This window comes from Paraphotobacterium marinum, assembly GCF_002216855.1.
Classification (GTDB): Bacteria; Pseudomonadota; Gammaproteobacteria; order Enterobacterales; family Vibrionaceae; genus Paraphotobacterium; species Paraphotobacterium marinum.
On record NZ_CP022356.1, the window covers coordinates 378,579 to 391,285 of the forward strand.

Annotated in this window: 10 protein-coding genes; 4 read left to right on the top strand and 6 right to left on the bottom strand. The window is 29.1% G+C overall.

What is annotated here, in order from left to right; translation table 11 throughout:
* The first annotated feature begins 1,062 nt into the window (after positions 1 to 1,062).
* Complete coding sequence (locus tag CF386_RS08885; protein ID WP_145955041.1) at positions 1,063 to 3,891, top strand: hypothetical protein; 2,829 nt, start codon at positions 1,063 to 1,065, stop codon at positions 3,889 to 3,891.
* Positions 3,892 to 4,309: 418 nt separating this feature from the next.
* Here CF386_RS08885 and CF386_RS08890 read toward each other — a convergent pair whose 3' ends face one another.
* Positions 4,310 to 5,521, bottom strand: a complete 1,212-nt coding sequence (locus tag CF386_RS08890) for a multidrug effflux MFS transporter (RefSeq protein ID WP_158522356.1) — start codon at positions 5,519 to 5,521, stop codon at positions 4,310 to 4,312.
* Between the two features lie 127 nt (positions 5,522 to 5,648).
* On the opposite strand from CF386_RS08890, the gene CF386_RS08895 reads away from it, so the two are divergent.
* Both CF386_RS08895 and CF386_RS08900 read left to right on the top strand, forming a co-directional pair.
* Entirely contained in the window at positions 5,649 to 6,440 is a 792-nt protein-coding gene (locus CF386_RS08895) for an AraC family transcriptional regulator (RefSeq protein ID WP_158522357.1), read from the top strand.
* Between the two features lie 532 nt (positions 6,441 to 6,972).
* A complete protein-coding gene (locus CF386_RS08900; RefSeq protein WP_089074086.1) occupies positions 6,973 to 7,521 on the top strand; it encodes a hypothetical protein in 549 nt (182 codons plus the stop codon).
* A 49-nt stretch (positions 7,522 to 7,570) separates the two neighbouring features.
* On the opposite strand, the gene CF386_RS13440 is transcribed toward CF386_RS08900, so the two are convergent.
* From CF386_RS13440 to CF386_RS08920, 5 genes are all read right to left on the bottom strand, one after another.
* Positions 7,571 to 7,897 carry a TSUP family transporter gene (locus CF386_RS13440; protein WP_089074087.1) on the bottom strand — a complete coding sequence of 109 codons (327 nt, stop codon included), beginning with the start codon at positions 7,895 to 7,897 and terminating at the stop codon, positions 7,571 to 7,573.
* A 14-nt stretch (positions 7,898 to 7,911) separates the two neighbouring features.
* Complete coding sequence (locus tag CF386_RS13445; RefSeq protein WP_089074088.1) at positions 7,912 to 8,361, bottom strand: sulfite exporter TauE/SafE family protein; 450 nt, start codon at positions 8,359 to 8,361, stop codon at positions 7,912 to 7,914.
* A 221-nt stretch (positions 8,362 to 8,582) separates the two neighbouring features.
* A complete protein-coding gene (locus tag CF386_RS12835; protein ID WP_158522358.1) occupies positions 8,583 to 8,759 on the bottom strand; it encodes a hypothetical protein in 177 nt (58 codons plus the stop codon).
* Positions 8,760 to 9,661: 902 nt separating this feature from the next.
* A complete protein-coding gene (locus CF386_RS08915; protein ID WP_089074089.1) occupies positions 9,662 to 10,708 on the bottom strand; it encodes an FUSC family protein in 1,047 nt (348 codons plus the stop codon).
* Positions 10,689 to 11,531 (bottom strand): HlyD family secretion protein, encoded by an 843-nt coding sequence (locus CF386_RS08920; RefSeq protein WP_089074090.1) that lies wholly within the window; start codon positions 11,529 to 11,531, stop codon positions 10,689 to 10,691. Before CF386_RS08920 ends, CF386_RS08915 begins: the two co-directional genes overlap by 20 nt.
* Positions 11,532 to 11,698: 167 nt before the next feature.
* Between CF386_RS08920 and CF386_RS08925 the strand changes: the two genes are divergently transcribed.
* Positions 11,699 to 12,631, top strand: coding sequence for a LysR family transcriptional regulator (locus CF386_RS08925; protein WP_089074091.1), 933 nt, complete (start codon positions 11,699 to 11,701; stop codon positions 12,629 to 12,631).
* Positions 12,632 to 12,707: the final 76 nt, after the last annotated feature.

Below are 12,707 nucleotides of genomic sequence, written 5' to 3' on the forward strand. Positions count from 1 at the left end.
CTGTGTACATAGTTTTTTAAAAAAGGTTTAAATTAGGTATTTAACCATTACAATTCTTATTACAAATAGAAAAGTAGATACCCTAACAAATATAGGATTAGAGCATCTTTTTTCTATTTGTAATAATTATCTGTTTGGTTGGTATTATCTGTTTTTTTAAATTGGGTTGTTTGATAATGTGAATAAGATCATTTTATTTTTTAATGATCAAAAGACTAAAGACTAAAGACTAAAGACTAAAGACTAAAGACTAAAATATAATGTTAGATTCCTTAATAGTATGACACTGATTTTTATCAAAACCACCCTACTTTGTTGATATCTGTTTGCTAATATTAACACATCACTTAGGATGAGTGATAGTACTGAGGACGAGTAGCTGATAAAGGCAAGGTCGATAAGAGGAAAGGATTTGCTAAAAATCTAGGAACAGTTGCACATGGATGTGTGGAAAAAAATGATACCCGCAATGTTTAAATATTGCGGATTTATTTGAATATCAAAGTCGATTGAGCATTGTCTTTTTCTTCGAAATTCTATTCATGTTTTTTTGGTCTTCAATAAAATGAATTTTATTTGAAATTAATTTGAACTATTTTGAAAAGTACGACTCTATATAAGTGTTAGAATTTTTTTCATTTTTCCTTGTTTATTTATATTCATTTTTTTTGAAGCCCTCACATTGTTGAGGGTTTTTTTATACAAAATTTTTAATCGCTTATGCTAAATTGCTCCATTTAATTTATACAAATACTCAACTCTCTAATTTTCTTTTAAAATTTTGTATCGAATTTATCTTGAATGTTAATCTTTATTATCTTATTTGATTCCTATGAATAGAAAAAAGGAACGGGCTTGGTTATAAAATTAAGTTAATAGCTTTAATAATTAATTTAATGATCCATTGCTTTAAATAGACACTAGTCTTATATGAAAATAAGTTATTGATTTTGATAATTAAAAGAAATCAAGTACCACAAAACATAGGTCTTATGTCCTAAATTAATATATTAAATAAAGATATAATTTTAAGCCTTGAATGCACTTAACATTAAAAATAAAATGAAAAAAAAAACATTAACTCAAAACTTTCTCAGTTTAATGCTGTTGGGAATAAGTCTAAATACTTTCGCAAATCATATTGATACAGAAAGCAAACCGTCCAATAACAATCAAATATGGATTGATAATTCGTTTAATATTGGAGAGTATACATCAGGTAGAAAAATAGGAAACTATGATCATATATTTAAAGTTGGTTTTGAGTTGGACCAAGATGTTCACTATTTCTCAAACTTTTATCGAGCATCGGCTCATCAAAATATTAATGCATTTGATCATCCTAAATGGTTAGATGATAATCATCAGGACACCCTAGATGGTGGTTTTACTACCCAGGAATTATATCAAATGGTTATCTTATCTGACTCAGATGTTAAACTCAAAAAACTAAATCTTTATTCAGATACTGGCGTTTATGACTCTCCGGTTAAGAACTGGCGAGGAAACTATTATAGAGATAATTTTAAAGACCCAAATGATGAAACGAAGCTACAACCAATTGATCACTATACTTATAATTGTATGAAAATTTTCGCTGAAAGTGATGACAACAACAAGGGTCAAACAATTTTAACTCTGCCTGTTAAAGATGGAAGTATTGATCTATCAAACTTGCCTTACAACACCTTAACGAATAATAATCAAACAGGTCAAAAAGATACGCTTCATTTAACTATGATTCCGTTTAACTCTGATGACAAATGTTCACCAACAGCTTCTGACAATTATGATTCAACGGATGTTGTATCTGTTTTTGTGACGATTAAACCAACCGACTATTTTGATATCGAAGATTCTGATCCAAATATATGTGTCATTGGTGGTAATCGAATCCATGACCATACAGTAATTAACGGCATAGATCCTGATCATTTGGATCAATTTACGATTAAACAAACATCTTCAGGTGATAAAGTTGTTAGTCAAAAATACACAGATAATTTAGTTAATAATGATTATAAGATTAACATTGAGAATACACATGGTGTATTTAGTTCTGGGTGTGAAGGTATTGAAATTCCTCACTGGGAAGCCACTGACAAAGGTATTCGTTATGTCGGTCCTTTTACTCATCTTTTAGAAAATAGAAGCAAACACTTTAAAATTAGAATTAAAGCCAATACCGTTTTAGAGAACTTTCCTATCAATAATGGTGCAGAAAACCTAGAATTTGAAAATCCCTCTAAAGAGGACCTTGGTCATTGTAAAACAGCAATCGAACAACTTACAGATAACAATAAAACACCTATCTCAACACTCTTTCAAGATAATAGATTAAAGGATATTGGTAATTTTGATCCTAGTCCTTACCCAGATAATTATAATGATTTATATAAACATGTTGAAAATCAATGTTTTTATAAATTAGATTGGAGTAAAATAAATGCTTCAGATGGTAGAAATATAAAAGGAACAAATATTGATGTAACTAACGCCGCCATTTCTGTTGATGGTTTTGGGGTTTTAGAAGGTAATGGACCAAAAGGCTCTATTGACTCCATGCCGAAGCAATACAATGTATATGACGAGCACGAAGATGAAAAATATAATAGATTTTATTATAGTTCAGGGCCTTGTAATTTTGCTCAAGCCGTCAGGCATGGTGATAATCATAAGAGTTATGATGAAAATAAATGGTCTGATGAGGAGGCCGATTCTTGGCATGTCTGTGAGACGTCTTACGATGTAGCTAAGGAAGCTGAATGGCAAGTACAATCAGGTACGCTGGCATTTGCATCCAGTCATTCACCTACTTTAGAAAATCCATTCAGTATTGATGTAAGTGGAATAACTGTATCTTTTGGAGATTTAAGAAAAACAGGTAATGTTGAGTTAAACTCAATCAATGCAATAAATGATATCTCGAATTATGAAAGCAGTTCATATGCGACAGCGAGTCTAAATATTAATCAACCAGTCAAACTATACGACTTTAAAAATATTAATTTTACTACAAGAGCAGATGGTCCTGCAATTACCGCAGATAATTCATATGCTGGAGAATTATATATTGTTGCAGGTGATGATTCTATCAAGCCAATGGCAAATAACCAAACTTTTGAAAACTCAACTGTTCTTCAAGGTAATTCTGGAAGCGCGATCATGCTGGGTCAATATGGTTGGAACCGTGGGTTAAATCATGTTCGAGTTCAAAATATTATCATTCCAAGGATTGAGCAATCTGAAGGTTACGATGTAAACTGGCTTGATCAACCCGATAATGACCCTTGGGATGCAAGAATGTCTGTTATTGGTTCACGATGGAGTAACTATGATGATCAATTTTTAAGTTCATATGAGCCCGATAAAAAATCTACGGATTCATTGCTAAAAGAAATTGCTGATAAATGGGATAATTACACAAATCATTATACAGATATTGTGGTTAAAAATGTTACAGTTGAAAGGCTTGGGGATGATAATGTCCTATCAAAAAATCCTGCATACATGGATTATGAGGACTTAAATCATATTTATCGATTTGTTTCTTTAGTACATGATGATACTTATTCTAACACACTTTTTGATGGGATCTTCTTTAAGAATGTTACTTCTGAAGTGATTCCTCAAAATGAATTAAGGGATAATAAAATACCAAGTGGTCTACCGTATGAAATTATTAGTAGAGCTCATGCTAATGGTAATGCTACATGGTTACATATAGATTTGACGGGTTTGCAACATAAAGTTTTAAAAGATGACTCTCTAACATATGAGAAAGTATCCTCAGGTTACAAATATCCCTTTTACAACATAAGTGATGGGGATACTTTTGGTAATGGAAAATTAGGAGAAAAGGACTTCAAAGATGGTGTTATTGTTCCGTGATTATTAGCTTAATAATCTCTTTAAAACTCAATTATACCCGCAATGTTTGAACGTTGCGGGTTTATTTTACTCTCAAAATCTTTTGAGCATTGTCTTTTTCTTCGAACTTCTATTCATGTTTTTCTTTGTCTTCAATGAAATTGATTTTATTTAAAATTAATTTGAACTATATTGAAAAGTACCACTCTATATAACTGTTTGAATTTTTTTCATTTTTCCTTGTTTATTTATATTCATTTTTTGAAGCCCTCAACATTGTTGAGGGTTTTTTCTTTTATTTACTAGTATATTTAATTTTATTCTCGACAACTTGAACTCTAATAAAAATCAGTCATGTTTTAATGAACAACATGACTGTTTAAAAGAGACATTTTAATATTGCCATTCACATCAATAAATAACCTATTCAGTTTAGCTTTTAATTTAATGATAGCTCACTGTGATTCGATTTATTTCTGAAACGAGCTATCAAGCACAAAATAATCATAAAAAGAATGATAGCAAGGTGTTCGAGAGAAAGAAATCTAATTAACGTTTGTCCCATGTATTGATTAACTATAAATGCACTCAGACTGGCCAAACCAAATCTAAGGATACTATTTAATGAATTAGCGGCCCCAAAACTTTTTTCAACACAATTTAAGGCTGTTGATGTTGATAATGTTGAAATCATACCAGTTCCAAAAGTTAATAGGAACATACCCGTGATTAGCCCATATAGATTCATGACTTGGTAGCTTGAATACATGTAAATAAAAATACCTATTATAGATGCGAATAACCCTAGTTTCATGAGCTTGTCTTTTGATTTTGAAGAAGATACAAACGACTTAATGAGCATATTACCGATAATTAATGCAATAACATTGATAGACATACAAAGGGAGTAGAATTCATTTGAGAAATGAAATACTTTTGTAATCATGACTGAAGAAATAGAAACATATGCAAAATAAGCAGCAAAAGACAAACCGGATATTAATGAATTAAGCATGTAATTTATATTTTTCATATGTAAGATATAATTTTTTAGCTCTTGAGATAAAGAAGTGATTTCATTGGATTTGATTAATGTTTCTTTTAAAAAATAAACAAGCATGAAATTTAGTACTGAAAATAATGCAAGAAAAAGATAAATATGGTTCCAATGATGAAAAGTGCTCAATATGCCAGTACCAATAATAGGAGCAAACATAGGAGATAATGACATAACAACTATTATTGTAGCGATGTTTTTCGTGAGTTTTTCTCCAGTAAAGCAGTCTCTCAGTATAGTTATACAATTAACTGAGCCTGCGGATAGTCCAAAACCTTGAATAAACCTTAAAGTTTCAAATTGATGGATATTAGTACAAAAATTACATAATATAAAAGCAATAAAACAGATAAAAAGCCCTATCATGAGAGATAATCGTCTACCTATCCTATCGGAAAGCGTTCCCCATATTAACAAGCCAAGACATAGACCAAGCATAAATATTGAGGTTGTTTGATTGATTTCGCTAGTTGTAGCTTGCAGACTTTGAGCAATATTAAGAACCGATGGAAGATAAATATACATGGCTAGCGGAGGTAATGCCGCTATAAGACCTAAGATAGTGATAAAAAATTTATTGTTATGCGTAATCATTTTAATACCTATTGTTTTTAATCTAACGGATTTAAGTATATCTGTTTTAAAACTTGTTATGTTTATATATATTGACAAATAATATCGATAATACGACAATGTAACCATAATTATGAAAGGAGTTTTTATGGTTAAATCTGTTCATCTGTTTCGCTTTAAAATTACACCACCGGATGATGTGTTGTTGACTGACTTTCATCAACATGAACAGGGTTCTCTTTTTATTCCTATATTTGGTAACTTATCGATTCATCTTGAAGATCATTTATTTATATCACCTAAGGGGTGCTCAACCTGGATTCCTGCTCGAACTGAGCATAGAGCACAAGCTATTGGAGTCGCTGAAGGCGTCAAGTTATTTGTCAACGATAAACTTCATAAATTACCTGATCATCCATGTAGTATAAACATAACCGAGTTGAGTAGAGCTTTAATTAAAGATTTAAGTTCAAAAGATGATAAAGAGTTGAATATGTCTTTTCAACAAATGAAAATAAAAGTGTTAATTAAAGAATTAGAGCAGAGTATTGATTTTAATCCATACAGCATTGCTTTATTTAAAGATCATAGAATTCAATTTTTACATAAAGAAATGATGCGCGCGCCTGAAAAAAAAATCCCACTAAAAGTTTGGGCAAATCAAATTGGTATGAGTGAGAGGAACTTATCGCGGTTAATCAAAAAAGATATTGGCATGACATTTAGTCAATGGAAAAATCAATTGTATATGTTTTTGGCTTTAAAAGAATTACTACGCGGGAAGTCTATTCAAAATATTTCTATAAGTTTAGGATATGAGTCTGATAGTTCATTTATTTATCAATTTAAAAAAACATTTGGAAATTCACCAATGCAGTATTTAAAAAAGCAGAATGAAAAATATAATATTAAACTTCAACATCATAAAATTATTTCTTAATACAAGGTACTCCCTCTTTATGCCCCAATCAAATCGTGGCATGTATTGTAGAGTTTTTTCCGTTGATACATGAGATATATACATAATTTTACTTCCTCCCTTTCTTTCCATAAGCTTCGATAATACCTCGATGTTTAACATTTAATAGATATTATTTCAAATTAATTTGAACTATTTTAAAAAATGCGACTCTATATAAATGTTAGAATTTTTTCATTTTTCCTTGTTTATTTATATTTATATTCATTTTTTTTGAAGCCCTCATTTTTGAGGGTTTTTTTATGGACTTTATGTCAATACATTGCAGAGGCATTCGTTTTAGTAATCAAACATCAGGACCTTAAAGAATCATTATCAACTATGTGATTTTTATTGAAGCCTCATGTCCTATCACTTATTTTTTGAAAGAAAAGATCTCATAACATTGTAGTTAATTGTAAGCAATAATTTCCTGTAATCGTGTACTTTTGTCCTTATGACTAATGATGTTAAGTGCTAAATTGAAATGGTCATTGTGGAAAAGGAAGTGATTATGATGAAATATTTACCTTTTATAAAAGTTACTATTATTTTGATATTAATGGGATTTACTCTCAATTTGTATGCTAGAAATGTCATTTGTAATGAACAAAGATTCAATAAAAATAAAATGTGGTGGAACTCAAGGATAAATCTTTATTTAGAAAAAGACTATCCCAAATATTTTTTAATTCACATGGAAAATAAAGAACCATATTTGTTCAATTATAAGAATGAAATATTCAGCGAAGGTCATAATTGTTTTCAGAGTGACAGTATAAGAATTAATTTAGAGAGTAGTCGTTTATATCCTCAAAATATCCTTGTATATATGCAAGGTTATCATCATCCCAACACCAAAGGAAAATTTGCCAATTTTTCTTTATCGCCCATAATTGACTTTTCTTACAAAAGACAAAAAACATGGAAAGAATCTACTGTGAATCGTAATTTCACGAAAAGGTATACTCTTCATATAATAAATAATGAAAAAAATTATTTAGATAATATGCCTTACAACTATTATGAAAGTAATCATAACATTAATATTTTGTACTTTTAATTGATACTGATTTTTTTTGATAAATATTATAAATATTTATGATGCATACCTATACAATCATTACTAATGTTACTAGAACTAACAGCATTATATAAATAATTGAATGGGCTTTATCGGGGATTTGGATATTTGCCCTTTTAATAAGATAGATACCAGAAAAGCTTGAAAGGGTGACCCAAATAAAGCATGTTATATTTATATAACCAACATAATTAGATCCTAAATGATGTTTTAATCCGAGAAAACAATACATACAACATCCAGTAATTGCAACAGGAATGGTCAAAGCATTTGCAGCTTGCACACATTTTTTAATTTCAAAACCTTCTCTTCGAAGTAATGGGACTGTCATTATGCTCCCCCCTACCCCGAGCATAGAAGAGATGCATCCTATGAAAATACCTTTAAAAAAGAAGAGTGGTTTGTCTTTTGATTAAGTGGTTGAATTTCAATAAACCCCTTTCTAAAAAGACAATCTATGATTGTGACAATTAGGTATAAAACAAAAAGTAATTTCAGTATTTGGTCAAGTATGATAGTGGATAAAAAAGATCCAACTAAAGCACCTATACCAATATAATAAAATAGTGGAAATATCATTGATACATTCATAATTTTGAGTTGATAATTTTTATAGGTTGCAAATACAGAGCTCATCATCATAATTGAGGATGATGTTGCTATCGCTATGAGCATGCTTTCTTGATGAAGTGAAGGATCAGAAAACCAAAGGAAATGGTAAATAAAAGGAACCATAATAAAGCCACCACCAAATCCAAATAGTACCGTCGTAAAACCTGACATTAAACCGACTAAACAAATAATTAAAATACTTTCCATTTCAATGGCTATCCTTAACAGCTCTAATAATTAATTTGCATGCATATATCTTATTGTTTTATAGTAATAAATTATATAAGGTCAAATACCCAAATTACGATCATATTGTTGTTTAAGAATATTAAAGATAATTTTTTAAATAGAGATGACTTAAGCATCATATAAAAAGTTAATAGATATATTGAAGCCCTCAAGTTAACATCCATGTTATTTTTTTTCCTTTATTTATTATGTCGCCCTTGATAGAGTGCGTTTTGTCGTTCTTCATAATTAGCCTGTTCATTTGATAGTTGTGTTTGCTGAGCGACTATCCTCTTTTGCATTGGCATGGCTTGTGCTGAAACAGTTGCACTAAATAATACAACTGCAACAATAATTTCTGGTATTAATTTTTTCATATACTCTCCTAAAAATTTATATCATTTTTAAAATTTAATTTTTGTCTTAATTTGAAATTCTTAAACGTAAGTAATGAAGTTGATACAAATGATGTAGCGATACAAATATAACTAACTATTTTTATCGTGTATCCAATAACATTTAGAAAAAACATTTAACAATTTAGATAATTGTATACTTCTCATTTGAGACATAAACTGTATCTAATAAAAACACTTTTTCCACTTAGAAAATATAAATCAAATACAAGGTATGTATCTACTTTAATACGGCTGGATAAATACAACAAAAACAACCAGAACCCTAGTAAAAACCAAGGCTGATTTATCATAATGCAAAAATTAGGAATTCTTAATAAAATTACATGATGTCATGACTCGAGTAGATAAACTAATTTACAGCATTTAACGTATGTTAAATCATATTAATAAACATATTTTATTGTTTTTAGTAGTGCTGAGAAGCAGGACTTGTGTCCTGTACGATACAAACAAGCCAAATTAGATTTAAATTATTGTTTTTATTGAATCAATTATCTTAATTTTTCTGTGATGATATTTTATTTTTCAAGTTAAGATTACATCCCTTAAAATAAATTATTTAATGAATAGATATTGAATAACATCAAAATAATTAACGAGATTTATATACACTTTTCATGAGATTTAAATCTATGTATCTAGGATGTTATATACAAAAATGAGTGATTTTCAATTAAGTCACTTTTGATTTTAAATCAATTTAATTGTAATCTTTTAAAAATCAAACAGTCTAATATGATTATCAAAGTTATGCTCTTAACTTGTTAAAAACAAAAATAAACTTGATTTGCTTAATTGAAAGGAAACAGATCAATTGTTATTTTATTAATATTCTTTTCAAGATCTAATTCAAGTTTAAACTACTCAATTATTCTACCGTTATTTTGTTTAACCGGAAAAAGTATCATGACTATATAAAAAATTGCTACTGCAATTAATACTTGGCCTAATCTCATTGTATAGAATGTAAAAGGATCCCATACCATGACGGTTTCTGGGTGTAATATTTTAGTCATGCAGTTCATAACTCCCAAAATAAATGTAACTAGAAAATAACATAAACCAAAACTATAGTGATAAAAAGTATATATAATTGCCATCACCCCAAGATATGAAATAGATAAAATTAAAAAGGATGAGCCTGTAATCAAAACTAATTTAATAATAAATGGTGAAATTATAATTCCTAAAAATGTAGCTATAACTCGATGCATTAATCGATTTTTATTTAATTCGTGGTTCATCACGGACCCACTTATTATAATGATCATCATCGTAAAAGGGCTAGGTATATTAAAGTACAAAATTACCGTAATTGTAATTATTACAGCGATACTAAGCTGAAGTCCATAATTAATAACGTCTACTGAAAGTTTATTATTTTCAAGCATTAATCCTGCACTAGTTGGCCATAAATAAAATTTAATGATAAATGAGCAGAAACTAGCTAAACTTATATTCAGTAAAATTTGAATTATCTGAGTAGAGAAGAAAGATATAGTATTTATGGAAGTAAAAGAAGAAATACAAAGAGGAGCAATAATAAACATCATCATTGGTCCATATTTTTTTGCTAAAAGTACAAATACTACAGTTAAAATAGTGTAAAAAGAAAGTAATAGTAACATGGAGCTTTGAACATAAGCAGATATTAAAAATAGAATATTACAACTTACTAATAAATATCCATGAATTTTCATTCTATTTTTAAAATCATTACCTATATCACCTAAAGTAAAAAAAACAGACATGACAATAGTGTAAAAAGCATAATTTTGATTAAAATAAACAATATAAAAAAAACAATAAATCAATACCAAAGACACTCTAATCATATCTATTATTGTAAGTGACCTCCTAGCTATATTTAATGCTTTAAGATTAAGTTTACTTCTCATATCGGACATAAGCCGAAGCACCATGAATGAGTTTATTTTTTGTATCTTGGTGCATATTTGTTATTTGAATGAATACCGGTATTTTTTTTGCTAAAGGAAACCAGTTATTTTGTAAAGGGATCTGTTGAAGACCTGAAATATTTTTCGTTGATTGAGCAATAGCTTTATCAATCTTAATTACCTTTCCTTCAAAATGCTTATCTCCTAGTATAGGTATGGTAATAATCATACGGCTTCCGTATCTAATTCTATCTAATGAATCTTCATCAAAATTGGCTTGTATTTCTATATTTTTATTAGATGAAAGAGTGAAATAAGTTACCCCAACAAGAATATAATCTCCTTTTTTTAGAAAAAAGTTATTGATGAAACCATTTTCAGGAGCAGTAATATTTGTGAATTTTATTTTTGTTTTCAATTTTCTTTTTTCAGCATTAATTTCCAAATATTTTTCCTTTGTTGACTCCATATCCATCTGTGAAATATCATGTTTTTTAAATAACTTAATTTTTTTCTGATATAACCACTCTGCATATTTTAATTTAGCCTCAACCGCTAAAAGCTCATTTCTTAAATTTTCAGTGTTTAACGTAATAAGTACATCCCCCTTGTGAACATACTCGCCATTATGAATGTTAATTTTATCAATAAAACCAGAAGATTTTGGCGCAATACTATAAATATTTAAACGTACAAAAGCATTTTGTGTATATACACCAAATAAAAAATTTCTAAAAATGTATATTGAACTGCCCAAAATCATCATTAAAACTAAAAACCTAATCAAAAATCCTTTTTCAATTTTAAAAAAATCGAATATCTTAATAACCATGACTCTATTGCCTAATAAAAATTTTATAGCTTTAAACTGATAAATATTATTCTTTGGGTTTAACAATTTAAAAATTTTGAATATTGAATATTGATTAACATAATTGTATATTTCTCATTTGAGATATAAACTGCATATAATAAAAACACTTTTTCCACCTAGAAAATATGAATCGAATACAAGATATTCTTCTTTTTAAACAAGTAGCAGATTCCAAAAACTTCTCTAGTGCAGCAGAAAAATTGGAAATCTCGATTTCTCAAGTGAGTAAACGTCTTGCTAAATTAGAAAAAGAATTAGGAGTCGTTTTAATTCAAAGAACAACAAGAAACTCTAAGCTAACAGCGGCTGGTGAGCTGCTATATTCTAGAGCGCAGTATATAAGTGATGAAGTGTCTGATGCTTGGAATGCAGTGATTGATATGAAAGATGAACTATATGGCCAAATAAAAGTGGCTGCACATGTTTCAATAGGTTTAAAGTTAGTCACCCCTTTTATTGATATTTTTACCAAGCGATATCCACTTATTGACATTGATCTCTATTTAGATGATAGCGACATAGAGTTTATTAGTACAGGATGTGATTTAGCAGTTAGAGGTTATATTTTTTATGGTCATCAAGGTCTAAATGATTCTGGATTTAACGCTAAAAAAATTTCATCTTTACCTTTAAGGTATTGCGCCTCTCAAGAGTACATTAAAAAATATGGATGCCCTACTTTACCTGAACAATTAATAGATCATAGATGTTTGAGTTTTTATCGAAGTTCTTTTGCCAAGAATCAGTCGAAACAAGAGTGGCCTTTTTTGATTGATGATAAAATTCATTTGTTTAAAGTGAATTCGGTTTTTTCAACGAATAATATGGATGCTTTACAATTATTAGTTGAAAAAGGGGTGGGTATAGGTCCCATCCCCTATTATTCAAGTCAACAGCTTTTAAACGATAATAAAATTGTTGAGCTTTTAACAGAATATGCTTGTATTAGAGCCGATACTTTCATTTTTTATAAAAGCGGCAAACATATTCCCACAAGAATAAGATTATTCATTGATGAATTGTCTCATTATGTCAGTGGCTTACTTAATAAATTTTAGTTATTCGTTGTATTGGATGATAAATAGTTTTGAATTTGTATTATTAGATGCCGCTTGAATTATCGTTTGAACTTGA